Here is a 26807-nt window from a genome sequence, read left to right on the forward strand (position 1 = left end):
GGACGAACCTGGACGGATCTCACCTACCGCTCAACGGAGTGAGCTGAGTCACTCGGCGCAGCCATCCTGCCACTCGGCGCAACCGTCGACCGACACCGATATCAGCCTTCTCCGGCGGGGAGTCCGCTTCTTACCGTGCGCGAGACTCCTGACGTCTGTGAAGGTGGTGATCCACACAATGTCCACGGACACACCCGCGACCGCGCCGACCGATTCGACGCCCGAGCGGTACCTCGCGGTCCAACGGTCGGACGAGTTCGCCGGGCTTCGCCGCGCGCTGCGCGGATTCGTCTTCCCGATGACCATCGCGTTCTTCCTGTGGTACGCGCTCTACGTGATCCTCTCGGCGTACGCCCGAGACTTCATGGGCACGCGACTGTTCGGCAGCAACATCAACGTGGCGCTGGTCTTCGGCCTGCTCCAGTTCGTCACCACCTTCCTCATCGCCTGGCTCTACAGCCGGTACGCCGACCGGAAGATCGATCCGGTGGCCGACAGGATCCGTGACGAGTTGACCGGCGGTGAGTCGTGACCACGATGATCCTCGCGGTCGAAGCGGGCAACACCACGGCCCGGAACCTGACCATCGTGCTCTTCCTGACCTTCGTCGCCGCCACCCTGGGCATCACGATCTGGGCCAGCCGGCAGACCAAGACCGCCACGGACTTCTACGCCGGCGGCCGGTCGTTCTCGGGCTTCCAGAACGGCATGGCGATCGGCGGCGACTACATGTCCGCCGCGTCCTTCCTGGGCATCGCCGGCATCATCGCCCTCTACGGCTACGACGGCTTCCTCTATTCGATCGGCTTCCTGGTGGCCTGGCTGGTGGCCCTGCTGCTGGTCGCGGAACTGCTGCGGAACTCCGGCCGATACACGATGGCCGACGTACTCGCCTTCCGGATGCGGCAGCGTCCGGTGCGTACCGCGGCGGCGGTCTCCACCATCACCGTGTCGATCTTCTATCTGCTGGCCCAGATGGTCGGCGCGGGCGCACTGGTGGCACTGCTGCTCGGCATCCGCCCCGGCACCACGTTCCTGGGCATGGACGCCAGCACCGCCAAGGTGGCGACCATCATCCTGGTCGGCGCTCTCATGATCATCTACGTCACCGTGGGCGGCATGAAGGGCACCACGTACGTGCAGATCGTCAAGGCGTTCCTGCTGATGGGCGGCGCGCTGCTGATGACCCTGCTGGTGCTGGCGAAGTACAAGTTCAACCTGTCCTCGCTGCTGGGTGACGCGGCGGCGAGTTCCGGCCAGGGCACCGCGTTCCTCGAACCCGGGCTGCGGTACGGCGTCGAAGTCGCCGGCAACGCGACACAGACCTTCTACAACAAGGTCGACCTGCTCTCCCTCGGTATCGCCCTGGTGCTCGGCACCGCCGGTCTGCCGCACATCCTGATCCGCTTCTACACCGTGCCGACGGCGAAGGCGGCCCGCAAGAGCGTGCTCTGGGCGATCGGCATCATCGGCTCGTTCTACCTGCTCACCCTGGCCCTCGGCTTCGGTGCGGCGGCGATGGTCGGTGGTGCGGCCATCCGGGAACAGGACGCGGCCGGCAACACCGCCGCGCCACAGCTCGCCGAGGTGCTCGGGATCGAGTTCTTCGGCGGCGACCTGGGCGGCGCGGCGATGCTGGCGGTCATCGCAGCGGTCGCCTTCGCCACCATCCTGGCGGTGGTCGCCGGGTTGACCCTGGCGTCGTCGTCCAGCCTGGCGCACGACTTCTACGCCAACGTCATCAAACGCGGCAACACGTCGGAGCGCCAGGAGGTACGCGTCGCCCGGATCTCCGCCCTGGTGATCGGCGCGATCGCCATCGCTCTGTCGATCTTCGCGCAGAACCTGAACGTGGCGTTCCTGGTGGCACTGGCCTTCGCGGTCGCCGCCTCCGGCAACCTGCCGGCGATCCTCTACAGCCTGTTCTGGAAGCGCTTCAACACCTCGGGCGCGGTGTGGGCGATCTACGGCGGTCTGCTGGCGGCCGTACTGCTGGTGTTCTTCTCGCCGGTGGTCTCCGGAGCACCGACGGCGATGTTCCCGGACCACGACTGGCAGTGGTTCCCGCTGTCCAACCCGGGCATCCTGTCCATCCCGTTCGGCTTCCTCTGCGGGTGGATCGGCACCCTCGTCTCCAAGGAGAGCGACGAGGACAAGTACGCCGAACTGGAGGTGCGTTCGCTGACCGGCGCCGGCGCGCACTGACGACCCATCGGCGGGCACCGAGCGTCTATCGGCACGCCGGTGCCTGCCGAGTTGTTAGTAGGGGTCCCCTGTAGGACGCGAGGCGTTAGCAGGGGACCCCTCCTTTAGTCTGGTCGGCGTGAAGGTTGAGCAGCGTTTTGGTCCCGGTCACCGCGTCCTGGTCACCGGCGGTGCCGGTTTCGTCCCGTCGCACCTGGTGGATTCCCTGATCGGTCGCGGTTGCACGGTGGTCGCACTGGACAACTTCGTCACCGGGTCGAAGGAGAACGTCGCCCATCTGCTCGACGCGCCCTCCTTCACGCTGGTGGAGGCGGACGTCTCCGACGGGCTGCCGGACCATCCCGCGCTGGCCGAACGGTTCGACGCGATCCTGCACATGGCGTCCCCGGCGAGCCCGACGGACTTCGAGAAGCTGCCGGTGGAGATCCTGCGGGTGGGTTCGGTCGCCACCCTGCACCTGCTGGAGCGCGCCGCCACCGACGGTGCCCGGTTCCTGCTGGCCTCGACCTCCGAGGCGTACGGCGACCCGAAGGAGCACCCGCAGCGGGAGACGTACTGGGGCAACGTCAACCCGATCGGCATCCGCAGCGTGTACGACGAGGCGAAGCGCTTCTCCGAGGCCGCGACGATGGCGTACCGGCGCAGCCGGGGCGTGGACACCGCGATCGTGCGGATCTTCAACACGTACGGCCCGAGGATGCGGCCGGACGACGGGCGGGCCATCCCGACCTTCGTCTCCCAGGCGCTGCGCGGCGAGGCGATCACCGTGCACGGCACCGGCAACCAGACCCGCTCGATCTGCTACGTGGCGGATCTCGTCCGGGGCATCCTGCTGCTGCTCGACTCGACCGAGAGCGGTCCGGTCAACTGCGGCACCGAGCACGAGATGAGCATGCGGCAGCTGGCCGAGACGATCGTGTCACTCTGCGAGAGCAAGTCCGAGGTGACCTACGTCACGCGCAGTGCCGACGATCCGGAGATGCGCCGTCCCGATCTGACCCTCGCCCGTGAGGTGCTCGGCTACGAGCCCTCCGTCGCGCCAGAGGTGGGCCTGCGACGCACGATCGAGTACTTCCGCGAGCGGATCGGGTAGCACCGGCACCGGCACCGGTCGGGTTTCACGACGGGCGACAGTGGCGGGGCCTGCGTACCCTGAGTTACATGTCAGCCACCAACTCCGCCGCACTGCCGGCCCTCCACCTGCACCGCGGCGCCGGGCGCGCGGCGGTTCCGGCCGGTTCGGGCCGGGGCGGACGCGCTGCCCGAGCGAACGATACGAGCCGGTTCTCGGCGTACGACGAGGCACCCGGTGGGCCGGGCGGACCGCGAGGTCCGGTGGGGCCGGGCGGACCCGGTGGTCCACCGCCGCCGCGTGGCCGCCGCCCCCGGTGGGGACGGATCGCCCTGCTGACCGGTGTCGTGGTGCTGGTGCTGGCGCTGCTCGGTGGCGTCGGTGCCTGGTTCTACGCCCGCAGCCTGGACAACAACCTGGCCCGCACCGATCCGTTCTCCGAGATCACCGGCGGTCGGCCGGCGAAGGCGGTGGACGGCGCGCTCAACATCCTGATGGTGGGCACCGACTCGCGGGATCCGGATGCGCCGATGGACCAGGCCGGCGAGTGGCGCGCCGACACGATCATCGTCATGCACATCCCCGCCGACCACCAGCAGGCCTACCTCGTCTCCATCCCCCGGGACCTGTACGTACCCATTCCGGAGAGCGCCGGCTCCGACTGCGACTCCGGCCAGCGGCGCAAGATCAATGCGGCGTTCGCATTCGGTGGCCTGCCGCTGGCGGTACGCACCGTCGAGTGCTTCACCGACGTGCACATCGACCACGTGATGGCGATCGACTTCGGGGGCTTCAAGCAGGTCACCGACGCGCTCGGCGGCGTCGAGCTGGAGGTCGAACGGAGCATCACCTCGATCCACAAGCCGTACCGGAAGTTCACCAAGGGCACCAACCAGATGAACGGCACCGAGGCGCTGGACTGGATCCGGCAGCGCAAGCAGTTCCCGGACGGCGACTTCGCCCGGATGCGTCACCAGCAGGAGTTCCTGCGGGCGCTGATGGACAAGGCGGCGAGCAGCGGCACGCTGACCAACCCGAAGAAGCTCAACGCGTTCCTCCGGTCGGTCACCGACGCGGTCACCGTCGACCAGGGCTTCTCGCTGACCGACATGGCGGTGCAGTTCCGCAATCTGCGGGGCGAGAACCTCACGTTCGTCACCAGCCCGCACCTGGGTAGCCAGAACATCAACGGCGAATCGGTGGTCGTCTCCGACCGGGAGAACGCCCTGGCCATGTACCGCGCGATGTCCGGCGACACGATGGCCGACTGGCTCAAGGCGAACAAGGAGTCGCGAGCCGGTAACGGCTGATCACACCACCGGCCGACAGTCGGACTCTCTGCTCACCCTGCGTGAACGGAAAGTCCGACTTCTGCTGTGAAATCACTGGGAGCCAATAGTCGATCGTGCATTTCATTCTGCCCGTTCGTCCATTTCCCCAGGATGACGTGGCGGAGAACGGTAACTGAGCGTCAGACGAACTCGCCACGACGGGATTGCGTCCGTAAAGTGTTCCCGCCCCCCACATTCACGAGCTGGAGCACGCATGCCGGTTCAGAGCCCCTCCTTGCTCGATCCGCCTGGCGCATCGAACCCCTCACCCTCCTCGGCCGGCAAGAAGAAGTCCGGCAAGGGCGGTAAGAAGGGACGCACCCGGCGGAAGGACCCTCTCTGGGCCCGGATCACCCTGGTCTTCGGCGCCGTGCTGATGATGACCAGTGGCCTCGCCATCGTCGGCAGCAAGGCCGTGATCGGCCAGGCCACCGGCAGCATCTCGCAGCGCAACCTGCTCGGCGAGGCGGGTAAGACGGTCGACGAGGGCGGCAACAACCTGGAAGGCCCGATCGACATGCTGCTGCTGGGCGTGGACGCCCGGGAGCGGTGGGCCGCCGACGACGTACGCGCGGACAGCATCATCGTGTTGCACATCCCGGCCACGCACGACCAGGCGTACCTGATCTCGATCCCCCGGGACACCGAGGCCCGCATTCCGGCCTTCCCGGAGACCGACTTCCCGGGCGGCGTCGACAAGATCAATGCGGCGTTCCAGGCCGGCGCCCGCAACGGCGGCGGCTGGGAGGGCGGCGCCCAGTTGATGGCGCAGACCATCAAGGGCATGACCGGCGTCGGCTTCGACGGTGCGGCGATCATCAACTTCGGCGGATTCAAGAACGTCATCGACGCCCTCGGCTCGGTGCGGATCTGCCCGAAGCAGGAGGTCAAGTCGGCCCACATGTCGTACGTCGACGGCAAGGTGATGTGGAACGCGGACGCCAAGAAGACCGGCAAGCAGCGGACCCCGGTGGTGCACAAGAAGGGCTGCCAGGAGATGGAGGGCTGGGCCGCGCTGGACTTCTCCCGGCAGCGGTACGGCCTGGCCAACAGCGACTACGACCGGCAGCAGAACCAGCAGCAGCTGATCAAGGCGATGGCGAAGAAGGCCAGCCAGAACGGCACGCTGACCAACCCGCTCAAGCTCAACGAGCTGATCAAGGCGGCCGGTAAGGCGTTCATCCTGGACACCGGCGGCGTGTCGGTGGAGGACTTCGTCTTCACCATGCGCGGGGTCACCGGCAACGAGCTGATCATGCTGAAGACCAACGGCGGCACCTTCAACGGCACGGACAGCGGCCGGGAGGCGCTCAGCGAGCAGACGCTGGACATGTTCCACGCGGTCAAGCAGGACAAGCTGGCCGAGTTCGTGTTCTACAACCCCGAGGTGATCTCCAGCCGGAAGTGACCGGCAGGCGTATCCGCAAACCGCCGTCACGCCACCGTCACCGTCCGTAGTCTGACATGAAGAAGATTCATGCCAGGTGGACGGGGAGGACGTCACGGCCAGGAGGGCACGCGACGGCGGACGACGGGCAACGGGCGGAGGCCCCGGGCGCCCGCGCTGGCCACGCATACTGCTGGGGATCGGGCTGGCGGTGGTGCTGCTGGCCACGGTCGCCGTGGTCGGCCTCCGGGTGCTCGCCGACCGGTACGAACGCACGATCACCCGGGCCGAACTGCTCGACCCGACCGCCCGCACCGATCGCACCGACCGCCACGGTCCGCTCAACTACCTGCTCGTCGGCTCCGACCGCCGCCCCGGCGACACCGGCCCGGAGCAACGCACCGACACCATCCTGATGGTCCACGTGCCAGCCGGACTGCGCGAGGGCTACCTGGTCTCCGTGCCTCGTGACCTGCTGGTCGACATCCCGCCCGCAGCCGGCTATCCCGGCGGCGAGGACAAGGTCAACGCCGCGTACGAGTACGGCGGCGGCGGCGAGGCCGGTGCCCGACTGCTCTCGGCCACCCTGTCCCGGCTCACCGGCATCCGCTTCGACGGCGCCGCCCTGGTCGACTTCGCCGGTCTGCGCAGCGTCATCGACCTGCTGGGCGGGGTGACCATGTGCGTACGCACCGAAGTGCGCTCGATCCACACCGACCGGGTCTTCTCGCCCGGCTGCCAGCGGATGGACGGCGCCCAGGCGCTGGACTACGTCCGTCAGCGTTACGACCTGCCCGGCGGCGACTACGACCGGCAGACCCACCAGCAGCAACTGCTGGGGGCGATGCTGCAACGGGCGGGGGAAACCCGGCTCCGCGAGAACCCGGTCCAGTTGCACCGGCTCGTCCAGGCCGTCGGCGGCTCGCTGACCGTGGACACCAACGGCGTACCCGTGGAGGACCTGTTGCTGGCGCTGCGCGGCCTCTCCACCGACGCGCTGCGCGGCGTGCAGGTGCCGTCCTATCCGCAGACCATCGACCAGGTCTCCTACGTCGTGCTCGACAACGGCGGGGAGGGACTGTTCGAGGCGGTCCGGGGCACCCGGATGCCGCAGTGGGCGGGCGCCCATCCGCACTGGGTGACCCGGCTCTGACCCGCCGGTCGACGCGATCACCCCGACGGCCCTCTAGGCTTGGTAGCCGTGTTCGGATCCCACGTACCCACGATGACGGTGCCCGAGATCGACGACGAGACCTACCTGCTCGATGTCCGGGAGGACGACGAGTGGGAGGCGGGTCACGCACCGACCGCCCACCACCTGCCGATGATGGAACTGCCGGCGCGCATCGCCGAGGTGCCCAACGACCGGGACGTCGCGGTCATCTGCCGCTCCGGCGGACGGTCCGCCCAGGTCGTCGCCTACCTGATGCACAACGGCTGGGACCAGGTACGCAACGTCGAGGGCGGAATGGGCGACTGGGAGGCGGCCGGACGACCGGTCGTCGACTCGGACGGCCAACCGGGCCGGGTCCTGTAACGGCCGTGCACACCCCGCTCGTCTTCGCGCACCGTGGCGCGTCGTACGACCTACCGGAACACACTCTCGCCGCCTACCTGCGCGCGCTCGACGAGGGCGCCGACGGGCTGGAGTGCGACGTCCGGCTGACCCGTGACGGGCACCTCGTCTGCGTGCACGACCGCCGACTGAACCGCACCAGCAACGGTCGCGGGCTGGTCAGCGCGAGTACCCTCGCCGAGCTGGAGGAGCTGGACTTCGGCTCCTGGCACCCCGGCTGCGTGCCGGCCGACGGGGACGAGGTGCTCGACGACTCGCGTACCCGGCTGCTCACGCTCGAACGGCTGCTGGAGGCGGTCCTCGCCGCCGGACGGCCGGTGCGGCTGCTGGTGGAGACCAAGCACCCGTCGCGCTACGGCGGCGACGTGGAGCGCCGGCTGGTCGCCCTGCTGCGCCGGTACGGCCTGACCGACCCGGGCCCCGACGACCCGGTCCGCGTGACCGTGATGTCCTTCTCCCCGCTTGCCGTACGCCGGATGCGGACGCTGGCTCCGGCGCTGCCGACCGTACTGCTGCTGGAGGTGCTGCCCCGCTGGCTGCGCCTGGGGCGGCTGCCGTTCGGCGTCGGCATCGCCGGCCCCGGGATCGGCCTGGTCCGGGCACGTCCGGCGCTGGTGCCGTCGTTGCGGGCCGCCGGCAACCAGGTGTACGTCTGGACCGTCAACGAGCCGACGGACCTTGATCTCGTGCTGGCCGCCGAGGTGGACGGCGTGATCACCGACCGCCCGGCACAGACGTTGGCCCGGTTGAGGGGATAACCCACCGTCGGGGGTGCCGGAGAACGCGAGCGGAGGTGCACACTCGGGGACATGACGGACCGTACCGATTACTCGGCTCTCATCGCCGGGCACACCGTCGTCATCGAGATGATCAACTCGGGGGACGCGGGCCTTCCGGTCCTGACCCAGTTACTGCGGGTGGCGCAACCGGCACTCGGTGCCGCCGGCATGGCCTTCGTCGAGTTCGCCCCCAGCGGGGGACGGGTGATCGCCGCCACCGGCGCCGCCGAGTGGACCATCGGGCGTCCCCTGCCACCCAGCGACCCGATCACCGCCTGCCTGCTCGCCGGCCCCCGGGTGCAGTGCGTCCGGACCGACCGGCTCGGCAGCCAACTCGCCGACGAGCTGACCGAGCGCGGCCTGCGCCGGATGGTCGCCTCCCGGGCGGAGATCGGCGGGCACGCGGTCGGCAGCCTCCAGGCGCTGTACCTGACCGGGGACGACGAGCCCGACCCGGAGCAGCGGGGCGTGGTCGGCTTCCTGGGCGCCTGCATCGCGCACATGTACGGCGACCAGAGCGGCTTGCCGGTGCACGGCGACGGCCCGGTGGTGGCGGCACTCGCCGACGGGCTGGCGGTCGTCGACCGGGACGCCCACGTGCGGCTCTGGAATCCGGCCGCCGCCGACGTCACCGGCCGGTCCGCGGCCGAGGCGATCAACGAACCGCTGCCCTTCCCGGTGCCCCCGTCCGGGCAGGTCCTCGACCACCGCCTGCCGGACGGACGCTGGCTGCGGGTCACCTCCGGTGAGTTGCCCGGTCCGGGCGCGCTGCGGGTGGTCACCTTCCGCGACATCACCGACCAGCAACGACACGACCACGAGCGGGACCTCTTCGTCGCGGTGACCAGTCACGAGCTACGCACCCCGGTGACGGTGATCAAGGGGTACGCCGACACGCTCAACGACCACTGGGAGTCGCTCAGCGACGCCGACCGGCGCCAGGCCGCGCAGGTCATCGGCCAGCGCGCCAACGAGCTGGCCCGGCTGCTCGACCGGCTGCTCTCCTCGGCCGCCGAGGCATGGCCGGACGACGGGCCGGCGGTGCCGTTCGACCTCGGCGAGACGCTGCGTGGCGCGGTCGCCAACCTCCCCGGTGAGCTGCGCCGTCGGGCCACCCTCCAGTTCCCGGTCGACCTGCCCCGGGCGATCGGGCGCCGGCAGAGCCTGGTCACCGTGCTGACCGAGTTGGTCACCAACGCCGGGAAGTACTCCCCTCCCGGCTCGCCGATCGAGGTGAGCGCGGCCGCGGACGGGCCGACCGTCTGCATCCGGGTCAGCGACCGGGGCATCGGCGTACGGCCGGAGCACGTCGAACGGGCCTTTGACCGGTTCTGGCAGGGCGACTCGGGTGACAATCGTCGCTATCCGGGCACAGGGCTTGGTCTCTATCTCGTCCGCCGGATCGTTGAACAGCAGAATGGCTGGGTATTCCTTCGACCGAGAACCGGTGGAGGTACCGTCGCAGAGGTGCGGCTGCCCCGTAGGTGATCGTGGGGGTCACCCGGGGCGGAAGAGGGGCGGAACGTGTCGACGGGAGCGGTCGAACGAGCGTGGTGTGTGGTCGTGCCGCACCACGCCAGCGGTGCGCGCGCCGCCCGGCACCGCCTCGCCGCCGAACTGGCCGAGGTCGTGTCCCCGGTGGTGCTGGCGGATCTCGTCGCGGTCCTGGCCGAGCTGGTCGGCAACGCCGTCCGGCACGCGGACCCGCTGCCCGGCGGAGTGGTCCGGGTGGCCTGGCGGCTGATGACGACCGACGACGGGGCGTGCGTCCGGCTGCGGGTCACCGACGGCGGCGCGGCCGGCACACCCCGGATCCGACCGGCGGACATCGACGCGGCCGACGGCCGGGGCCTGCACATCGTCTCCGGCCTGGCGGACCGTTGGGGGGTCGAGCGGGACGGTCTGGGGCAGAGTGTCTGGGCCGAGTTCGACCCGGTGACGGAACGACCGGGCCTGGTCGTCGCCGGCTGAGTCCCCGCAGGGCGGGTCCAGCCCCCGGCGTCGCGTCCGGGCCTCTAGGCTGTGTCGCCGTGAGCAAGCGTCGAAAGAACCAGCGGGCCGCCACGTCGACCCCGAAGCGGGAGAAGGTGCGGGACGTCTTCGTCCCCCGACCCTTCGAAGGGCTGACCGACGAGCCGGAATGGATCGCGCTGCGGGAACTGGTGCCCGCCGCCTCCGCACCGCTGCGGCTCACCCCCGAGCTGGTCGAGGAGTACGGTGACCGGCCGGTGACGCTGGCCACCGTGCTGCCGATGGCCGCCCCCGCGATGAGCCGCGCCGACGGGCACGTGTTCGTCGGGCTCCAGCGACACCAGCAGTCCGGTGACGTGTCCCGGGACCTGGCCGAGTCGCTGCTCTGCGCGCTGCGTACCGAGCCGGGTGACCCGGTCCAGGTGCCGCCGCTGCCCGGCCCCGGGCCACGGCTCCAGGACATCCTGGTCGACGGCCCGTTGACGGTCACCCTGCACGAGGGCTTCGACTTCTGGCTGGTCCCCGAGGCGGTCGACGACCCGACCGTGCAGGCGTCCCTGGAGCGGGCCAACGCGGCGATCTACCCGACCGTGGGTCTGGCGGCGGCGCGGTCGGCGTACTGGTGCCAGGTGCCGGAGAAGGCCCACGTGCGCTGGGTGCTGCCCGAGGCCGAGGAGGCCGCGCTGGACGCGTTGGCCCGGCTGGGCGCGGCCGGCTCGTTGACCCTCGGCGAGGGGACCAAGTTCGCCGGCATGTTCCGGGCCCACGGTCGGCTGGTGCCGGTCTGGGACCTGCCCGAGCAGACCCCGGCCGCCGAGTGGGAGGCGCCGGTCGCCGACTTCGCCAAGCGGTACGCCGAGGCGCTGACGGAGACCGAGCCGCTCGACGCCGCCGCCCGCCGGGCCCGGCAGGGCCTGCTGGGCCGCCAGCTCACGCTGCGCTGAGCGCGCGCTTCTGGTGTGCCGCCAGCTCACCCTGAGCGCGCGCTTCTGGTGTTAGGAAGGGACCCCTGCTCTACCTGAGGCGTTAGAAAGGGGCCCTTCCTTACTCCCGGCTCGGCTCGCGTCGCTACTCGCGGACCAGCGGGCAGGACATGCAGCGCGGGCCGCCCCGACCCGACCCCAGCTCGGAGCCGGCGATCGGGATGAGTTCGATCCCGGCCCGTTCGAGCTGGGCGTTGGTCTCCACGTTGCGTTCGTAGCCGACGCAGAGCCGGGGCGCGATCGCCAGCGTGTTGTTGCCGTCGTCCCACTGCTCCCGTTCGGCGGTCACCGGGTCGAGCCCGGTGTCGATCACCCGGAGCTGGTCGAGGTCCATCGCGTCGGCGGCGGCCCGCAGGAACGGCGCCGGGCCGTCCACCCGTGGGTCGTCGCCGTCCGTCCCGGCGATCACCGTGTACGCCGACAGCGTGTGCGCGACGTTCGGGTACATCAACACCGCGTCGACGTCGACCATGGTGCAGACCGTGTCCAGGTGCATGGTGGCCCGCTCCTGGGCGATCGGCACGACCAGGATGGTGTGCGCCAGCCCGGCCGCGAAGACCTGCCGGGCCAGCCGCTCGGCACCGGCCGGGGTGGTCCGCTCACCCACCCCGACGGCGAGCACCCCGGGGGCGAGCAGCAGCACGTCGCCGCCTTCGAGGTGCTCCAGGTCGGGGCGGTAGACGTACTCGGTGCCGGCGAAGCGTGGATGGTGCCGGTAGATCGCGTCGGTCAACGTGGTCTCCCGCCGCCGGGCCGGCATCGCCAGGCTGGTCACGCCGACCCGGTCGCCGATCCACAGTGACGAGTCGCGGGTGAAGAGCAGGTTCGGCAGGGGCGCGATGACGAAGTCGTGCCGGTCCATCAACGTGTAGACCAGACCGCCGCGCCGGTCACCGCCGAGCCGTAGCTCCTCGTGGGCGAGTCCGGCGACGAGGACTCCGGCGAGCGCGGCCGGGTCGAGGTAGGTCAGGTGTGCGGCCACCCGGGCGCGCAGGGTGTCGCCGAGCCGGGGCGAGGCGAGGACCTGTTCGGTCAGTTCGGCGCGGGCCTCCGCCACGGCCAGGGTCTCGGTGAGCAGATCGGTGAGATAGAGCACCTCGACGTCGCGCTCGCGCAGCGCGGCGGCGAAGGCGTCGTGCTCCTCCTGCGCGCGGCCCACCCAGGGGATGGCGTCGAACAGCAGCGAGTCGTTGTTGCGCGGGGTCAGACGCGCGAGTTCCGGCCCCGGCCGGTGCAGCAGCACGGTGCCGAGCCGACCGACCTCACTGTCCACGTAGTGGGTCACACCCGAAGCCTAGGGCAGGGTTTGGCGGCATCCGATAAAACAGCTGTGGATGAATATGGCATTCATCCACAGTCATTCCGGCGTTCCGGCTTGCCGACTACCGGGACCCGCAACGTAGGGTAGTGAGAACGTAACTTCGAGGGACCTTTTGCCGGAGGTCGCGATGACTGTCTTCCCCGCTCGTCGAGCCGTACCGTCCGCCCGGGCGCTGCCGCAAGCGGCGGTGCCACACCCTCGGGTCGAGGCACCGGGGGTGGTCGCGGCCCCGCGTCCGTCGCCCTTGGAGTGGGCCCGCCGACGCCGCGCCGAGCGGGGTGCTCGCCGGCTTGAGGCGGCCGGTGCCCGCGCGCTCGGCCAACTCGACCATCTCGGGCCCGCGTGGCATGTGATCGACTGGCCCCGCACGGATGCCGCCGACGCCCTCCTCGACGAGAGCGACGACAACCGGGCCGGCTTCCTCGCCATCGGCCCGAGCGGACTCTTCGCCGTCACCATCGCCGATCACGGGCGGGCCCGCGTCCTGGTCGCCGGTGACGTGGTGCAGATCAACGGGAAGCGCCCGCCGTACGTGGCCGAGGCCCGCCGCGACGCCCGACGCGCCAGCAAGGCGCTGACCAGTGCGGTCGGACACCCGATCCCGGTGACGCCGGTGCTCACCTTCGTGGGCTCCGGCGTCATCAGCGTCTACGGCCTGCCCAAGGACTGTCTGATGGCCACCCACCGGGAGCTCGACCGGCTGCTCGTCGCCGCCGGCAACCGGATCAGTCCGGCCACCGCCGAGAAGCTCTCCCGGGTCGCCCAGCACCCCGGGACGTGGATGAGTGGCGGCTATCCGCCAGCAGCCGACTACCGGTGGTACGAGGACGGCCGAATGGCCGCTGACAAGCCGGCCACCCGGCGGTAACGTCTGCGGCGACGCCACGCGGCCGGACCGCTGCACTCCGCACCCACCGGCCGCGCCGTCGCAGACCGGCAGTGATCAGCACCGATGGCGTGGATTCCAGCGCGGTCAGCGGTGGCCGAGACGACCGGCTAGCGTGGACGTTCCGTCGGTGTGCATAGGAGGCGCGGTGGCCCACGTCGAACTCTCGCTCTCGGAAGTGTTCGCGCCCGACCCGGGGACACCGACAGAGCTGGGGTACGACAACTTCGGCCGGTGGGCGGCCACTGTGTCCAGTGCCGACGAGCCCTGCCTGCTGATCGACGCCGAGACCCGGGTAGTGGCCGTCTCCGCCGCCGGCTGCGAGTTGCTCGGCCTCGGCACGCCCGAGGCCGTCATCGGGCTGCCGCTGCTCGACGGTGGCCTGCGACTGCTCGACTTCACCGCGTACCGGGGCGAGTTGGCCGAGCCGGACATCGACAAGATCCCGCCACTGCTGGCGCTCGTCTCCGGCCGGATGGCCCGCGGCCTGTTACGGATCATGGCGACCACCGAGGGTGTCTCCGACGCGACCGTCGACGCGATCTCCACACCGGTGCTCGCCGACGGGGCCGTCGCCGGCTCCCTCACCTTCTTCTCCGAGCTCTGACCGGTGGCACCCGCAGACGCTGTCGGTGGGCACCGCGTACCCGGCTGACCTTCACCTCGGCGGCGGATCCTCCTACCATGGGCTCGGCCCTGAGCACCCCCGACGCTCGACCCCCATCGAGGATCATCCCCGTGCCGTCCACCCCGATCCGTCGTGCCAATCCCGCCCGGCCGGGCGCCCGCCGGTACCGCACACGGCTGCCCGCAGTCGCCGGACTGGCCGTACTCCTGCTTTCCGGATGCGGCGAACCGCCGGACCTGCGCGACGGGTCGGCCCGGCCGACGCCGCCACCCGCCACGGCCGCCGCTACCGGGTCGGCCACCCCGACACCGCCGCCCTTCGGCGAGCCGCCCGGCACCGTTCCGACCGGCATGCCCACCGACGCCGGTCTGGTCGCGGTCGCCTGCCCCGGCCAGCCGTCCCGGCAACGGATCCTCGACCTCGTCCGGGGTCGCGACGGGCTGCTCCCCCGCACCGCGCGGGTGCAGGTCACCAGCGGGCCGCGCTGCGCCGCCGGATGGCACTTCACCGGCATCGACGTGACCGGGTACGAGCCGCTCCAGGTGGTCACCCGCGACCAGGCCGGCACCCTGCAGCTGGTCACCGCCGGCACCGATGTCTGCTCGGTCGAGGTACGCGTGGCCGCACCCGTCGGGATCAGGACGCTGGCCTGCGGCGACGAGGGATCCGTGCCGGTGCCGGTGCCACCCGTGCCCTCCCCGCCACCGGCACCCGCACCGACGCCGTCCGGGCAGTCACCGACGCCATCGGCGTCCACACCCTCGGCGGGTGCGTAGGCTGTTCGCCATGCCGGGAACGCCACCGACCCGTTTCGTCTACCTCGGGCCCGAGGGCACCTTCGCCGAACAGGCGTTGCGTACGGTGCCCGCCGCCGAGCGGGGCAGCCGCACGCCGGCCCGCAGCGTCGGCGAGGCCCTGGAGGCGGTACGCGTCGGAGAGGCCGACGCCGCGCTGGTGCCGTTGGAGAACTCGATCGGCGGCGCGGTCGGGGTCACGCTCGACGAACTGGCCGAGGGCGAACCTCTGGTGATCACCCGCGAGGTGATCCTGCCGGTGCAGTTCGTGCTCGGAGCGCGGACGGGCACCCTGCTGCCGACCATCCGCAGTGTCGCCGCCCACCCGCAGGCGTCCACCCAGTGCCGGGGTTGGCTGCGGGCCCACCTGCCCGACGCGGTCGTGGTCGACGTCCTCTCCAACGGCGCCGCGGCGGCCGGTGCCGCCACCGGTGAGTACGACGCGGCGATCTGCGCACCCATCGGCGCGGCCCGGCACCGGCTCGCCGTGCTGGCCGACAAGATCGCCGACCATCCGGACGCGGTCACCCGGTTCGCGCTGCTGTCCCGCCCCGGCCCGCCTCCGCCGCCCACCGGCGACGACGTGACCTCGCTGGCGGTCTACATCGCCCACGACCGGGTGGGCGCGCTGTTGTCCGTGCTGATGGAACTCGCCGTACGCGGGGCGAACCTGACCCGGATCGAGTCCCGTCCGACCGGTGAGGCGCTGGGCCGGTACGTCTTCTTCCTCGACTGCACCGGCCACGTCGCCGACAACCGGCTCGGTGAGGCCCTCCAGGGGCTGCGACGGATCTGCGCCGACGTCCGCTTCCTCGGTTCGTACCCCCGGCACCGGTGGGACGGCACGGCCGGCGACCGGCCGGTGCCGGCCCCGGCCGGTCTCTCCGACGCCGACTACACCGACGCCGCAGCCTGGCTCGCCCGGATCCGGGCGGGCGAGCTGGGCTGAGTGACCGGGCTCAGCGGAACAGGCCGCCGAGCACCCCGCCCTGCTCCTGCTGGCCGCTGCCCATCACCGGCGGCTCCTCCGAGGGCTGGACGACGACGAAGCCCCGCCCGGCGAAGCTCATCGTGTACGCCTCACCGGTGGTCCGCCCCAGCAGCGTGCCGAGCCCGAGCTGATCGGCCCGGTGGTAGCCCGTCTGCAGGCCCGCCGACCAGCAGACGGCGGCCTGCGGGTCCACGTAGGTGGGGGCGTCGACGCTGAGCACGACCGGGGTGCCCCGGGTGGTCACCGCGATCCGGCCCTGACCGGAGAAGACGCAGTTGAACAGGCCGGTCGAGGCCATGCCCGCGCCGCCGACCATCTTGATGTCGTAGCTCAGCGTCGAATCGAAGGCCAGCACGCTGGACCCGTTGATGGAGAGGGCGTCCCCCGGCTCCAGGTCGATGACGTGCACGTCCTTGGCGAAGTCGGCGAGGAAGACGTCGCCCTGACCGGTCAGCTTCATCAGCGGCACACCCTCGCCGGTGAGCTTCTGCTTGATGAAGTTGCCGAGCCCGCCGGAGCCGAGCGCCTGGAACTGCACCTGCCCCTGGTACGCGACCATCGAGCCGACGCGGGCCATCGCCTCGCCGTTCAGCTCGATCTTCAACATCTTGGCGTTCTGCAGCCGCATACCGGGCTGCGCGGACTCCTTCTCCAGGTTCGCCGCTGAGAACAGCTCGCTACGCATGGGTTCCCTCCCGTACTCGCCGTGTCTGGCCAGACGGTAGGGCAGCGCCGCAAGAGGGCCGGGCGGTCAGCCCCAGCCGAGTTCGTGCAGTCGCGCGTCGTCGATGCCGAAGTGGTGGGCGATCTCGTGCACCACGGTCACCGCGACCTCGTCGATGACGTCGTCGTCGGTGTCGCAGATCCGCAGGATCGGGTTGCGGTAGATCAGGATGCGGTCCGGCAGGACTCCGGCGTAGTCCCAGCCCCGGTCGGTCAACGCGTGTCCCTCGTAGAGGCCGAGCAGGTCCTCGCCCGGGGGCGGGTCGTCCTCGACCAGGATCACCACGTTGCTCATCAGCGCCAGCAGTTCCTCCGGAACCTCGTCCAGCGCCTCCCCCACCAACTCCTCGAACCGCTCGCGCTCCATCTCGACCGCCACACCCTCATTGTTCCTCACCCGACGCGCGATCTCGCGCCTCCGAGGCCCACGGACGGTCTGCGGGGTGCCGGAGGCGCGAGATCAGCGCAGGGCGGTCAGGAGGCGAGGCGGGCGGTGAGGGTGATCTCCGCACCGGGCGACAGCAGGCGCGAGATCGGGCAGTTCTGCTTCGCGGCCTCGGCCAGCTTCGCGAACTGCGCCTCGTCGATGCCGGGGACCTCACCGACGGTGTCCAGCTCGATGCGGGTCACCGTCATTCCGGCGTCGGTCTTGTCCAGGTGCACCTTGGCGGTGGTCTCCACCGACGTGGCGGTGGTCCCGGCGTCGGCGAGCGCCTTGGAGAAGGCCATCGAGAAGCAGCCGGCGTGCGCGGCGCCGATCAACTCCTCGGGGTTGGTGCCCTCTCCCTCCTCGAAACGGGACTTGAAGGAGTAGTTCCCCTGCATCCCTCCCTTGCCGGTACTGATCGTGCCGGAGCCCTCGGGAAGGTTGCCCTGCCAGCGTGCGGAAGCGGTACGGATAGGCATGCACCTGACGCTAGTCCACCGGACGCCAGCAGGCGACCGACCAGCGGGGCTCACTGCGGGGAACCGCACGTCACCGGCCTGCTGTGGAATGATTCACGCCGACCCACCGTCCTGGTCAGCGCCGCACCCGGCGTCCAGGCTCCGACGAGAGGGCGAACGATGACCAACGACCTCCCCATCCCCCGGCAGGACGAACGCGCCGACGGTGCCAGCGTCCTCGAATGGGGTGCGGCGGACGAGTCGGCGGGCGGGAGTCGCCTCCGGCGGGCCGTCTCCGGCCTCGGCCGGGACCACCGGGTGCCCCTGCTCCTGGCCGGGCTGGGCGCGGCCGCCGCCGTCGCCTCGCTGCTCGGCGAGTGGGTGACGATGACCATCCCCACCGGCCCGGATCCCACCGGTCCGCTGGAGGTGACCAACGGGGTCGCCGAGATCGGCGGGTTGGGCACCGGCTACCTGACCGGTCTCCTGGGGCTCGGGTGCACGGTGGCGCTCGCGCTGCGGGGCACCAGGGCCGCACAGGTCAACGCCCGGGTGGCCGGTCTGGCGCTCGCCGCCGGCATGATCGCGCTGCTCGCGGCGACCACGTCGTCGCTCGGCGACGCGGCCCGCCGGGGGCTGATGTTCTACTCCGGCGAGGAGACCTTCCGGACCGAGCACGGACGTGGCCTGTTCATGGCCTTCGCGGCCGTGCTGCTGTTCGCCGCCGCACTCGTCCGGATCGCGCCCGCCGGGGCCGAGGTGAGGCCGAGCGGGGCACCGGCCGACCCGGACGACGCAGCCACCGATCCGACGGCACGGCGGCGCTCCCGACGGCGGGCCGCCCAGGAGGACCCGGACGAGGGGCGCCCGCCGGCCGACATCACCGTCTCCCCGACGGTCCCGTTCGCCCGCGAGTCCCCGCCCGACTGAGGTGTAAGGAAGGGCCCCTTCCTAACGCCTGGTGTATATAAAGGGTCCCCTCCTTACATCTCAGCGACGACCAGAGTGGCGGCGGTCCTGCCCGAAACGTCACCTCGCGGCAGCCGTCCGTTGGTATCCGATTCGCCGGGAAGCCGTGGTTGCGACCTGTTTACCGAGGTACGGTTGCTGCCCGCCGTCACGCCGGGTCGCCTACCCGGCGACCAGTACGGCTGGCCGCGACGGCGGCGGGCGAAGGAGGAACCATGACCCGCCCGGGCCTGCCCAAGCTGATCGCCACCGACCTGGACGGGACTCTCGTCCGCAGCGACGACACCGTCTCGGCGTACACCCATGAGGTTCTCGACCGGGTGCGTGCCGCCGGCATCCCCGTGGTCGGCGCCACCGGTCGCGGACCCCGGCTGACCGAGCTGACCCGAAACGACATCCGTGCCGCCGACTTCCTGGTGCTGGCCGGCGGCGGTCGGGTGGTGGACCAGAGCGACCCGGCCGGGCCGGTGGTGCTCTGTGACGAGCGCCTCGCAAGCGACGTGCTGGCCGGTCTGCTGGCCGATCTGGAGGTCGCGGTCGGCCCGCTGACGGTGATGGTCGAGGCCTCCGACGAGCACGAGGCGCCGCTCTGGGGCGACTACCACCCGGACTGGCCCTACCCGGACCGGTTCGAGGTCCGCACCCGGGACGAGTGCCTCGCCGGTGACGTGATCAAGGCGTTCGTGCGGACCGCCGACCACCATGTCGACGAGTTGCTGGCGGTCGCCCGGGAGATCGTGCCGCCGCACCTGGCCACGCTCACCCAGGCCGGGCTCGGTTTCATCGAGATCTGCCCGCCCGGGGTGGACAAGGCCTCCGGCCTGACCGTGGTCGCGCAGTCCCTCGGCGTGGACCCAGCCGAGGTGCTGGTCTTCGGCGACATGCCGAACGACCTGCCGATGTTCGAGTGGGCCGGCTGGGCGCGGGTGGCCGTCGCCAACGCGCACCCGAGCGTACGCGCCGCCGCCGACGACATCACTCTGCGTAACGACGACGACGGGGTCGCGGTCTACCTCGACCGGCTACTGTCCAGGTGATGGACGCGACGCCCGGCCTGATCGCCACCGACATCGACGGCACGCTGCTCCGCGACGACCGCACGCTGAGTGCCCACACCGCTGCGGTGCTGGCCCGGATCTCCGCCCGGGGCACGCCGGTCGTGCTGGTCACCGGCCGTCCGATCCGTTGGCTCCGACTCGTGTACGAGCAGCTCGCCGAGCCGGTGCCGGCGGTCTGCGCCAACGGCGCGGTGGTCTACGACCCCGTCGACGACCAGGTGCTGCGTGCCGATCCCCTGGCGCCGGAGTTGCTCGCCGAGGTGGCGGAGCGCCTGCGGGCGGAGGTGCCGGGCGTGAGCCTCGCGGTGGAGATCGTCGACAGCCGGGAGATGCGGCACGAGGCGCACTATCCGGTGCGCTGGGAGGCCGGTGACGCGGCGATCAGGGTTGTGGACAAGCCGGAGGAGCTGCTGTCGGCGCCGGCGGTGAAGCTGCTGGTCCGGGCCGGTGACCAGGATCCGGACCGGTTCACCGAGATGATCTCGACCGCGTTGGCGGGGCTGGCGGAGGCCACCCACTCGTCGAACTCCGGACTGGTGGAGATCTCGGCGGCCGGGGTGACGAAGGCGGCCGGGCTGGCCTGGTACTGCCACCGGATCGGCGTCGACCCGGCCGACGTGCTGGCCTTCGGCGACATGCCGAACGACGTACCGATGCTGACCTGGGCCGGCCGGGCGGTGGCGGTGGCCAACGCGCACCCCACCGTGCTGGCGGTCGCCGACGACGTCACCTCGACGAACTCCACCGACGGCGTGGCCGCGTACCTGGAGAAGGTCTTCGGGGCCGACTGACGGCGCGGCGCGTCGTGCGACCCGGTGAGGTCGCACGACGCGCGCGGTGGTCAGAGGTACTGACCGGTGCTGTGTCCTTCGCCACCGGCACCACCCGGCTGGCCCATGCCGGGCATCCCCGGCAGCACCGCCCCGGCGGGGCCGCTGGGCAGCGCCTGCCGGCCGGAACGCATCTGTTCGAGCTGTACCCGGGCGGCCATCTGCTGCGCCACCAGGGCGGCCTGGATGCCGTGGAACAGGCCCTCCAGCCAGCCGACGAGCTGGGCGTGGGCGATCCGCAGCTCGCCCTCGCTGGGCGCCTGGTCCTCGGCGAACGGCAGCGAGAGCCGTTCGAGTTCCTCGCGCAGCTCGGGGGCGAGGCCCTCCTTGAGCTCGACGATCGAGCGTTCGTGGATCTCCCGCATCCGGTGTCGGCTGGCGTCGTCGAGTGGGGCCGCCTTGACCTCCTCCAGGAGCTGCTTGATCATGCTGCCGATCCGCATCACCTTGGCCGGCTGCTCGACCAGGCGCGTCGGGTCCTCGCCGGGGCCCTCGTCGGTCTGTACGGTGCCGACCGGGCGGCCGTCCGGCCCGACCACCACCACCGTGCCGGAGTGCCCGGCATCGTCCTGGCCAGGCTCGTCGTTCTGTCCAGCTGAGTGTGCTTCGGTCATGGCACCCATCTTTACCCAGTCCCCGCCGTTCCCGCCCGGCGGCCCGGTGCACGGACTCCTCGCCCGTTCTCTCCGCCCTGCGATGCACCGGTCACCGCGCGTTCCACCCGGCACCGGGCCCGGCGCGTTGCGCGCTACGGTCGGCCGATGACCTCCGACCCGCGGGCCGTGCTGACCCGTCCCGCTGCCGCCCCGGACGTCACGGTCGCCTACGGCGAGCACCCCGACCAGGTCGCCGACCTGCGCCGGCCGTCCGGCACCGGGTCCTCCCGACGGCTGGTGGTCGTGGTACACGGGGGCTTCTGGCGCCACGAGTACGACCGGCGGCACACCGACTCGATGGCCGCCGCGCTCGCCGCGCTCGGTCATCCGGTGGCACAGGTGGAGTACCGGCGGACCGGGCAACCCGGCGGCGGCTGGCCCGGCACGACGGACGACGTCCTGACCGCGGTGACCGCACTTCCCCGGCTGGCGGCCGAGGTGCTGCCCGGTCTGGTGACACCGACACCAGCGGTCCTGGTCGGTCATTCCGCCGGTGGCCACCTCGCCCTGCACGCGGCGCGACACGTGCCGGAGGCGGTGGCGGGAGTGCTCGCTCTCGCGCCGGTCGCCGACCTCGCCGAGGGGTACCGGCTGGACCTGGACGGGGGTGCGGTGGCGGCCCTGCTGGGTGGTGGTCCGGCCGACGTACCCGACCGGTACGCGGCTGTCGACCCGCGATCCGTGGTACCGCTCCCGACACGCACCGTAGTGATGCACGGCACGCTCGACGAACAGGTTCCGGTCGCCATGAGCAGGGCGTACGTGGCCGCAAACCAGGCAGCCGGGGCCGATATGCGCCTTGTAGAGCTTTCCGGATGCGAGCATTTCGGGCTCATCGACCCCGAGGCGCCGGCCTGGCCCAAGGTAACCAGCGTGTTGCGGTCTCTTGGCGAAGATCATTAATCATTGACGCAGCGTCGCGAAGCAGGTAGAACGCCGATGGGGCGTACCCGCCCAGGCAACGCGTGTTGAAGGGAACCCGGTGTCGCAGATGAACCGCAGGCGAGCACTACAGTTGCTGGCCGCGCTCGGAACAGGGAGCCTCGTCGCCGCGTGTGGCACGGACGGCGACGAGGGGACCACCACCGTCACAGGCGGCAGTCCGATCAAAATCGGTCTGATCGCGCCGCAGGCCGGCCCGGACAAAGCCATCGGCGACGAACTCACCAACGGCTTCCAGCTCTACCTCGACCTGAACGACCGGAGTCTCGGCGGCCACCCCGTCGACCTGGTCGTCGCCGACGAGGGAGACACCGTGAAGTCCGGCCAGGCCGCCGTGAGCAGCCTGCTCGAACAGAACGTGCTCGCGATGACCGGCGTCGCCAGCTCCGCCGTCATGTTCGGCATCCGGGACGCGGTCGAGCAGGCCCGGGTACCGCTGATCGGCTCCAACGCCTCACCACCGAGCCTGCAGAGCGTCGTCTACATCTGGCGTACGTCGTACGTGCTCGACGAGGCGGGCCGGGCGCTCGGCCGCTACCTCAAGGACGAGTTGGGTACGGCCGACCGGGTCGCCATCATCCTGCCCGAGGGCGGTGGCGGCGGCGAGGACGTGCTGCGCGGATTCCGCCAGGAGTTCGGTGAGTCCGACCCGAGGATCTCCGACCCGGTGATCTGGACCACCGGCAGCCCGAGCCCCAGCAAGGCGGCGTACGCCACCGACATCAGCCAGGCGCTGAGCCGCAGTCCGTCGACGGTCTTCTGCTTCTACTCCGGTGCGGCGGCAATCGAGTTCGTCATGCAGCTGCGGGACGCCGGATTCCGGGGCCGGATCTACGCGCCCGGGTTCCTGACCGAGGGCACGGTGCTGGAGAGCATCCGCCCGGCCAACGACGCGCTCGGCATCCGGACCGCCCTGAACTACTCCGCCGACCTGAACAATGCCGCGAACCGCCGTTTCGCGTCGGCGTACCGCAAGAAGCACAACGCCTCGCCCACCACGTACGCGATGGCCTCCTACGACGCGGCCAAGGTGCTCGACCAGGCGATCCGCCTCGCCGGTGCGACCCCGACGGCGCAGGAGGTGAATCTGGCGCTGGGTCGGATCGGGCAGATCGACAGCCCGCGCGGCGCCTGGCAGTTCAACCAGCCGCGTACCCCGCAGCAGAAGTGGTATCTGCGCGAGGTACAGCGCGACGGCCAGCTGCTGTCCAACGTGCTGGTCAGCGAGCTGGCCACGCTCGGCTGAGTCGACGCAGGGTCCAGGGCCGGCCCGGTGCGACGGCCGGCCCCGGGCGTCGGATCAGGGCCGCAGCTCGGCGACGCAGCACTTCACGCTGCCGCCGCCCTTCTTGAGTTCGGCCAGCTCCACCGGCACCGGCGTGTACCCGGCCGCCTTGAGCCGACCGGCCAGCCGGGTCGCCTCGCTGTTCAGCACCACGTTGGCGCCGTCGCTGACCAGGTTCAGGCCGAACGACAGCGCATCGTCGTCGTCGGCCACCACCGCGTCGGGGAAGAGTTGGGCGAGCACCCGCTGGCTGGCGGCGGAGAACGCACCCGGGTAGTAGACGACGTTGCCGTCGTCGATCGAGGCGAGCGCCACGTCCAGGTGATAGAAGCGCGGGTCGATCAGGTGCAACGACACCACCGGACGGCCGAGCGCCTCCTGTGCCTCGGCGTGCGCGGGCAGTTCAGTGCGGAAGCCGTACCCGGCCAGGACCAGCCCGCCGTGCGCCTCCGGCAGGTACGCGAAGTCACCCTCGCCCTCGTTGGTCTCGTTCGGCGCGATGAACCGCCAGCCCTGGGACTCGTAGAACGCCCGGTGCCCGGCGGCCTCGGCGGCCCGCTGCGGGTGCTTGAACCGCGCCCCGTAGGCCGTGCCGTCCACCGTGAACGCGCCGTTGGCGGCGTAGACCATGTCGGGCAGGCCGGGTTCGGGAACCAGCAGGTACACGTCGTGGCCGAGGCCCACCAGCGTCTCCCGTAGGCGGGCCCACTGCTTGACCGCCAGTTCCGGGTCGACCGAGGCGGTCACGTCCATCCACGGGTTGATCGCGTACTCGACCGTGAAATGCTCGGGCGAACACATGAGATATGTCCGCTTTCGCGGTACTCGCTGCTGGTTCACGGTCACCAAGGGTAGGTAGGGTGCCACTTTAGTAACAGCCGCAAACATTGCTTCTCAGGAGCAGAACATTGCAGATCGACGCCGTCGACCAACGAATCATTGCGCTGCTCGTCGCGGATGCTCGCGCCTCGTACGCGGACATCGGCACCCGAGTGTCACTCTCCGCTCCGGCGGTCAAGCGACGGGTCGACCGACTGCGGGCGGCCGGGGTGATCCGGGGATTCACCGCCATCGTCGACCCGGCCGCCGTCGGCTGGACCACCGAGGCGTTCGTCGAGCTGTTCTGCGCCGGCCGCACCACTCCGGCCCAGCTCGGTGCGGCGGTACGCCGTCACCCCGAGGTGGTCGGGGCGTACACCGTCTCCGGCGAGGCGGACGCGCTCATCCACCTGCGGGCCGCCGACATCGCCCACCTCGAAGAAGCGTTGGAGCGACTGCGGGCCGAATCGTTCGTCACCTCCAGCCGCAGCACCATCGTGCTCTCCCGACTGGTGGAGTCCCCGGGCGTCGGACCCTCCACGAACTGAACCAGACCGCAGATCCGCAGACGTCCGACCCGGCCACCGGGGCGGGCCCGGCTCCCCGCATCGTCGAAGCCGCCCCAGGCACGGTCGCGTCTCGCCTGGCTGCCGTCCACATAGCTCTCCGGTCCACCTCCGGCTCCCCGACCGATGCCACCCGTCGGGGAACCGGAGCGCGGGACGCCGCGTCGAACCGCGCATGGCATGGGGTATCAAGGCCACCGCCGCCGGCGGCACACTGGTCGCGCTGACGCTGCTGGCCGGCAGCATGTCGGCGGCACCGGCCCCGGCGCCACCCGTCGGGACGGACGGGCGGATGGTGCCGGTCGGTCTGGTCTCCTTCGACTCCTGCGCGGACGCCCTCACCGAGCTGCGCGCGGCAGCCGCCGCCTCGGTCGGCCCGTACGGCTTCGGTGGGGGTTGGCGCACGTTCAGCGACCGGGGCGGCGCCCTCGGAGCCGGTGCCGTGGCGAAGGGTTCCGAGGCCCTTTCCGCGCCGACAGGAGCCGCGCCGGAGCACTCGACGACCAACAACCACGAAGTCGGCGTGGACGAGCCGGACCTGGTCAAGACCGACGGACGGCGGATCGTCACGACCACCGGCGGCGTGCTGCGGGTGGTCGACCCGGCCAGCCGACGGATCACCGGCGAACTCGACCTCACCGACGGCCACGAGCGCCTGCGCTGGACGGATCAACGACTGCTGCTGCTCGGTGACCGGGCGCTGGTCCTGACCGAGGCCACCCCGCGCGAGACGCCCACCGGTGTCGCGCGCCGGATCTGGGGTCCGCTCGGTGACACCCGGCTGGTCCTGGTCGACCTCTCCGGTGCACCACGGGTGCTGGCGACGTACCGCATCCAGGGCCGCACCGTGGACGCGCGGCTGACCGGCACGACCGCCCGGGTGGTGGTGAACTCGTCGCCCCGTCTGGAGTTCCCGTTCGACAGGGACGGCAGCGACCGGGAACGGACCGCGCGCAACCGTGGCGTCATCGCCCGTGCGGGCATCGGGGCATGGCTGCCCGAGTACGAGTGGACGGCGGGCGGCGAACGGCACACCGGACGGGTCGGCTGCGACCGGCTGAGCCGCCCGGCACGGATGACCGGCACGTCGACGCTGACCGTGCTCAGCTTCGACCTGGCCACCGACCGTCTCGGCGACGGCGACCCGGTCGGCGTGGTCGCCGACGCGAGCACCGTCTACGGCACCGCGACCAGTCTCTACCTCGCGGGTGCACGGCCGGTCGTGGCGACGACCCGCGGGCGACCGTCGACCGACGAGGTCACCGAGATCCACCAGTTCGACACCGCGTCGCCGGGGCGTCCCCGCTTCGTCGCCTCGGGCACCGTGCCCGGCTGGCTGATCAACCAGTACGCGCTGTCGGAGTGGAACGGGCACCTGCGGGTGGCCACCACCACCGGTGACGTCTGGGGCGGCAGGCAGCAGGGCCGGACGTCCGAGTCCGCGGTGCGGGTGCTGCGCCGCGAGGGCGGGTCACTCGTCTCCGCCGGGATGGTCGGCGGGCTCGGCCGGGGCGAACGGATCTATGCGGTGCGCTATCTCGGGCCGGTGGCGTACGTGGTGACCTTCCGGCAGACCGACCCGCTCTACTCACTCGACCTGACCGACCCCGGCGCGCCCCGGGTCACCGGCGAACTGAAGATCACCGGGTACTCGGGCTACCTGCACCCGCTGCCCGAGGGCCGGCTGCTCGGGGTGGGTCAGGAGGCTGACGCGCGGGGGCGGACCCAGGGCGTACAGGTCTCCCTCTTCGACGTTCGCGAGCCCGGCCGCCCGCACCGGCTGGACCAGTGGCATCTGCCCCGAGGGTGGTCCGGTGCCGAGCACGACCCGCATGCCTTCCTGTACCGGCCGGACAGCGGCCTGGTGGCACTGCCGGTGGGCGGTGGCATCCGGCTGCTGCGCGTCGGCAGCGACACCGTCCGCGAGATCGGCGAGGTGACCCACCCGTCCACGGACCGCGAGAACCGGCGGACGTGGTCCCCGGTACGCCGGTCGCTGGTGGTCGGTGACGTGCTCTGGACCGTCTCCGCCAGCGGCCTGCGTGCCACCGATCCGACCACCGCACGCAGCGTCGGCTGGATCGCGACGACCTGAACCTTCCTCCCACGCGGGTGGGGCCCGGTTTCTCGGGGTTTCCGGGTCCCACCCG

26 protein-coding genes and 2 pseudogenes are annotated in these 26807 nt (G+C 71.1%); 22 read left to right on the forward strand and 6 right to left on the reverse strand.

Going from position 1 to position 26807, the window contains the following annotated elements:
- Positions 1-178 precede the first annotated feature (178 nt).
- The 11 genes and pseudogenes from ABZ738_RS27020 to ABZ738_RS27070 all read left to right on the forward strand — a co-directional run.
- Positions 179-551, forward strand: a pseudogene (locus tag ABZ738_RS27020) (DUF485 domain-containing protein); the annotation flags it as partial.
- A complete protein-coding gene (locus tag ABZ738_RS27025; RefSeq protein ID WP_131055749.1) occupies positions 538-2205 on the forward strand; it encodes a cation acetate symporter in 1668 nt (555 codons plus the stop codon). The pseudogene ABZ738_RS27020 and the gene ABZ738_RS27025, both read left to right, overlap by 14 nt.
- A 118-nt stretch (positions 2206-2323) precedes the next feature.
- Entirely contained in the window at positions 2324-3298 is a 975-nt protein-coding gene (locus ABZ738_RS27030; protein ID WP_131055746.1) for an NAD-dependent epimerase/dehydratase family protein, read from the forward strand.
- 68 nt (positions 3299-3366) lie between these two features.
- A complete protein-coding gene (locus ABZ738_RS27035) occupies positions 3367-4587 on the forward strand; it encodes an LCP family protein (RefSeq protein WP_357217633.1) in 1221 nt (406 codons plus the stop codon).
- A 235-nt stretch (positions 4588-4822) separates the two neighbouring features.
- The gene (locus ABZ738_RS27040; protein ID WP_176095566.1) at positions 4823-6016 is read left to right on the forward strand and encodes an LCP family protein; all 1194 of its coding nucleotides are present in this window, start codon (positions 4823-4825) and stop codon (positions 6014-6016) included.
- A 193-nt stretch (positions 6017-6209) separates the two neighbouring features.
- Complete coding sequence (locus ABZ738_RS27045; RefSeq protein ID WP_357217735.1) at positions 6210-7148, forward strand: LCP family protein; 939 nt, start codon at positions 6210-6212, stop codon at positions 7146-7148.
- Between the two features lie 48 nt (positions 7149-7196).
- Positions 7197-7532 (forward strand): rhodanese-like domain-containing protein, encoded by a 336-nt coding sequence (locus ABZ738_RS27050; protein ID WP_131055383.1) that lies wholly within the window; start codon positions 7197-7199, stop codon positions 7530-7532.
- A 5-nt stretch (positions 7533-7537) separates the two neighbouring features.
- Positions 7538-8329, forward strand: coding sequence for a glycerophosphodiester phosphodiesterase family protein (locus tag ABZ738_RS27055; RefSeq protein WP_131055385.1), 792 nt, complete (start codon positions 7538-7540; stop codon positions 8327-8329).
- A gap of 51 nt (positions 8330-8380) precedes the next feature.
- The gene (locus ABZ738_RS27060; RefSeq protein WP_131055387.1) at positions 8381-9838 is read left to right on the forward strand and encodes an ATP-binding protein; all 1458 of its coding nucleotides are present in this window, start codon (positions 8381-8383) and stop codon (positions 9836-9838) included.
- Between the two features lie 69 nt (positions 9839-9907).
- Complete coding sequence (locus ABZ738_RS27065; RefSeq protein WP_176095568.1) at positions 9908-10321, forward strand: ATP-binding protein; 414 nt, start codon at positions 9908-9910, stop codon at positions 10319-10321.
- 59 nt (positions 10322-10380) lie between these two features.
- Entirely contained in the window at positions 10381-11265 is an 885-nt protein-coding gene (locus tag ABZ738_RS27070) for a DUF5926 family protein (RefSeq protein WP_176095569.1), read from the forward strand.
- A 124-nt stretch (positions 11266-11389) separates the two neighbouring features.
- Here ABZ738_RS27070 and ABZ738_RS27075 read toward each other — a convergent pair whose 3' ends face one another.
- The gene (locus ABZ738_RS27075) at positions 11390-12589 is read right to left on the reverse strand and encodes an arginine deiminase (RefSeq protein WP_357217637.1); all 1200 of its coding nucleotides are present in this window, start codon (positions 12587-12589) and stop codon (positions 11390-11392) included.
- Between the two features lie 163 nt (positions 12590-12752).
- On the opposite strand from ABZ738_RS27075, the gene ABZ738_RS27080 reads away from it, so the two are divergent.
- The 4 genes and pseudogenes from ABZ738_RS27080 to pheA all read left to right on the forward strand — a co-directional run bounded on the left by ABZ738_RS27080 (position 12753) and on the right by pheA (position 15882).
- The gene (locus ABZ738_RS27080; RefSeq protein WP_176095571.1) at positions 12753-13493 is read left to right on the forward strand and encodes a hypothetical protein; all 741 of its coding nucleotides are present in this window, start codon (positions 12753-12755) and stop codon (positions 13491-13493) included.
- 166 nt (positions 13494-13659) lie between these two features.
- The gene (locus ABZ738_RS27085; protein ID WP_131056735.1) at positions 13660-14118 is read left to right on the forward strand and encodes a PAS domain-containing protein; all 459 of its coding nucleotides are present in this window, start codon (positions 13660-13662) and stop codon (positions 14116-14118) included.
- Between the two features lie 197 nt (positions 14119-14315).
- Positions 14316-14807: pseudogene (locus ABZ738_RS27090) on the forward strand (hypothetical protein); the annotation flags it as partial.
- Positions 14808-14925: 118 nt separating this feature from the next.
- The gene (gene pheA / locus ABZ738_RS27095; protein ID WP_131052385.1) at positions 14926-15882 is read left to right on the forward strand and encodes a prephenate dehydratase; all 957 of its coding nucleotides are present in this window, start codon (positions 14926-14928) and stop codon (positions 15880-15882) included.
- Positions 15883-15892: 10 nt separating this feature from the next.
- Here the strand turns inward: pheA and ABZ738_RS27100 are convergent, their stop codons facing one another.
- The 3 genes from ABZ738_RS27100 to ABZ738_RS27110 form a co-directional block, all read right to left on the reverse strand.
- Positions 15893-16609 carry an AIM24 family protein gene (locus tag ABZ738_RS27100; RefSeq protein ID WP_131052364.1) on the reverse strand — a complete coding sequence of 239 codons (717 nt, stop codon included), beginning with the start codon at positions 16607-16609 and terminating at the stop codon, positions 15893-15895.
- 66 nt (positions 16610-16675) lie between these two features.
- Positions 16676-17014, reverse strand: a complete 339-nt coding sequence (locus ABZ738_RS27105) for a metallopeptidase family protein (protein ID WP_131052386.1) — start codon at positions 17012-17014, stop codon at positions 16676-16678.
- A 107-nt stretch (positions 17015-17121) separates the two neighbouring features.
- On the reverse strand, positions 17122-17553 hold the full coding sequence (locus ABZ738_RS27110; RefSeq protein ID WP_131052365.1) for an OsmC family protein: 432 nt from the start codon (positions 17551-17553) through the stop codon (positions 17122-17124).
- Between the two features lie 159 nt (positions 17554-17712).
- Between ABZ738_RS27110 and ABZ738_RS27115 the strand changes: the two genes are divergently transcribed.
- The 3 genes from ABZ738_RS27115 to ABZ738_RS27125 all read left to right on the forward strand — a co-directional run bounded on the left by ABZ738_RS27115 (position 17713) and on the right by ABZ738_RS27125 (position 20350).
- Positions 17713-18462, forward strand: a complete 750-nt coding sequence (locus ABZ738_RS27115) for a hypothetical protein (protein WP_357217643.1) — start codon at positions 17713-17715, stop codon at positions 18460-18462.
- Positions 18463-18716: 254 nt separating this feature from the next.
- Positions 18717-19538, forward strand: coding sequence for an HAD family hydrolase (locus tag ABZ738_RS27120; protein ID WP_131052367.1), 822 nt, complete (start codon positions 18717-18719; stop codon positions 19536-19538).
- Complete coding sequence (locus ABZ738_RS27125) at positions 19538-20350, forward strand: HAD family hydrolase (RefSeq protein WP_176095572.1); 813 nt, start codon at positions 19538-19540, stop codon at positions 20348-20350. The genes ABZ738_RS27120 and ABZ738_RS27125 overlap by 1 nt, the downstream gene beginning before the upstream one ends.
- A gap of 50 nt (positions 20351-20400) precedes the next feature.
- Here the strand turns inward: ABZ738_RS27125 and ABZ738_RS27130 are convergent, their stop codons facing one another.
- Positions 20401-21012 (reverse strand): bacterial proteasome activator family protein, encoded by a 612-nt coding sequence (locus ABZ738_RS27130; RefSeq protein ID WP_131052369.1) that lies wholly within the window; start codon positions 21010-21012, stop codon positions 20401-20403.
- Positions 21013-21150: 138 nt separating this feature from the next.
- Here ABZ738_RS27130 and ABZ738_RS27135 point away from each other — a divergent pair, with 138 nt between their 5' ends.
- Both ABZ738_RS27135 and ABZ738_RS27140 read left to right on the forward strand, forming a co-directional pair.
- Positions 21151-21948, forward strand: a complete 798-nt coding sequence (locus ABZ738_RS27135) for an alpha/beta hydrolase (RefSeq protein WP_357217648.1) — start codon at positions 21151-21153, stop codon at positions 21946-21948.
- Positions 21949-22027: 79 nt separating this feature from the next.
- The gene (locus ABZ738_RS27140; protein ID WP_357217651.1) at positions 22028-23233 is read left to right on the forward strand and encodes an ABC transporter substrate-binding protein; all 1206 of its coding nucleotides are present in this window, start codon (positions 22028-22030) and stop codon (positions 23231-23233) included.
- A 54-nt stretch (positions 23234-23287) separates the two neighbouring features.
- Here ABZ738_RS27140 and ddaH read toward each other — a convergent pair whose 3' ends face one another.
- Positions 23288-24121 carry a dimethylargininase gene (gene ddaH, locus ABZ738_RS27145; protein ID WP_357217654.1) on the reverse strand — a complete coding sequence of 278 codons (834 nt, stop codon included), beginning with the start codon at positions 24119-24121 and terminating at the stop codon, positions 23288-23290.
- 59 nt (positions 24122-24180) lie between these two features.
- Here ddaH and ABZ738_RS27150 point away from each other — a divergent pair, with 59 nt between their 5' ends.
- Complete coding sequence (locus ABZ738_RS27150; protein WP_131052372.1) at positions 24181-24639, forward strand: Lrp/AsnC family transcriptional regulator; 459 nt, start codon at positions 24181-24183, stop codon at positions 24637-24639.
- Positions 24640-24832: 193 nt separating this feature from the next.
- Positions 24833-26752, forward strand: a complete 1920-nt coding sequence (locus tag ABZ738_RS27155) for a beta-propeller domain-containing protein (protein WP_357217658.1) — start codon at positions 24833-24835, stop codon at positions 26750-26752.
- The last annotated feature ends 55 nt before the right edge of the window (positions 26753-26807 follow it).

Origin of the sequence: Micromonospora sp. NPDC047793 (genome assembly GCF_040642635.1) — a bacterium.
Lineage (GTDB): Bacteria > Actinomycetota > Actinomycetes > Mycobacteriales > Micromonosporaceae > Micromonospora.

Bases quoted from the DNA above. Each gene is read 5' to 3' on its own strand.
- ABZ738_RS27025 (WP_131055749.1), top strand. From the start codon at position 538: ATGATCCTCGCGGTCGAAGCGGGCAACACCACGGCCCGGAACCTGACC.
- ABZ738_RS27035 (WP_357217633.1), top strand. From the start codon at position 3,367: ATGTCAGCCACCAACTCCGCCGCACTGCCGGCCCTCCACCTGCACCGC.
- ABZ738_RS27040 (WP_176095566.1), top strand. From the start codon at position 4,823: ATGCCGGTTCAGAGCCCCTCCTTGCTCGATCCGCCTGGCGCATCGAAC.
- ABZ738_RS27060 (WP_131055387.1), top strand. From the start codon at position 8,381: ATGACGGACCGTACCGATTACTCGGCTCTCATCGCCGGGCACACCGTC.
- ABZ738_RS27080 (WP_176095571.1), top strand. From the start codon at position 12,753: ATGACTGTCTTCCCCGCTCGTCGAGCCGTACCGTCCGCCCGGGCGCTG.
- pheA (WP_131052385.1), top strand. From the start codon at position 14,926: ATGCCGGGAACGCCACCGACCCGTTTCGTCTACCTCGGGCCCGAGGGC.
- ABZ738_RS27100 (WP_131052364.1), bottom strand. From the start codon at position 16,609: ATGCGTAGCGAGCTGTTCTCAGCGGCGAACCTGGAGAAGGAGTCCGCG.
- ABZ738_RS27105 (WP_131052386.1), bottom strand. From the start codon at position 17,014: ATGGAGCGCGAGCGGTTCGAGGAGTTGGTGGGGGAGGCGCTGGACGAG.
- ABZ738_RS27110 (WP_131052365.1), bottom strand. From the start codon at position 17,553: ATGCCTATCCGTACCGCTTCCGCACGCTGGCAGGGCAACCTTCCCGAG.
- ABZ738_RS27115 (WP_357217643.1), top strand. From the start codon at position 17,713: ATGACCAACGACCTCCCCATCCCCCGGCAGGACGAACGCGCCGACGGT.
- ABZ738_RS27120 (WP_131052367.1), top strand. From the start codon at position 18,717: ATGACCCGCCCGGGCCTGCCCAAGCTGATCGCCACCGACCTGGACGGG.
- ABZ738_RS27125 (WP_176095572.1), top strand. From the start codon at position 19,538: ATGGACGCGACGCCCGGCCTGATCGCCACCGACATCGACGGCACGCTG.
- ABZ738_RS27130 (WP_131052369.1), bottom strand. From the start codon at position 21,012: ATGGGTGCCATGACCGAAGCACACTCAGCTGGACAGAACGACGAGCCT.
- ABZ738_RS27135 (WP_357217648.1), top strand. From the start codon at position 21,151: ATGACCTCCGACCCGCGGGCCGTGCTGACCCGTCCCGCTGCCGCCCCG.
- ABZ738_RS27155 (WP_357217658.1), top strand. From the start codon at position 24,833: ATGGCATGGGGTATCAAGGCCACCGCCGCCGGCGGCACACTGGTCGCG.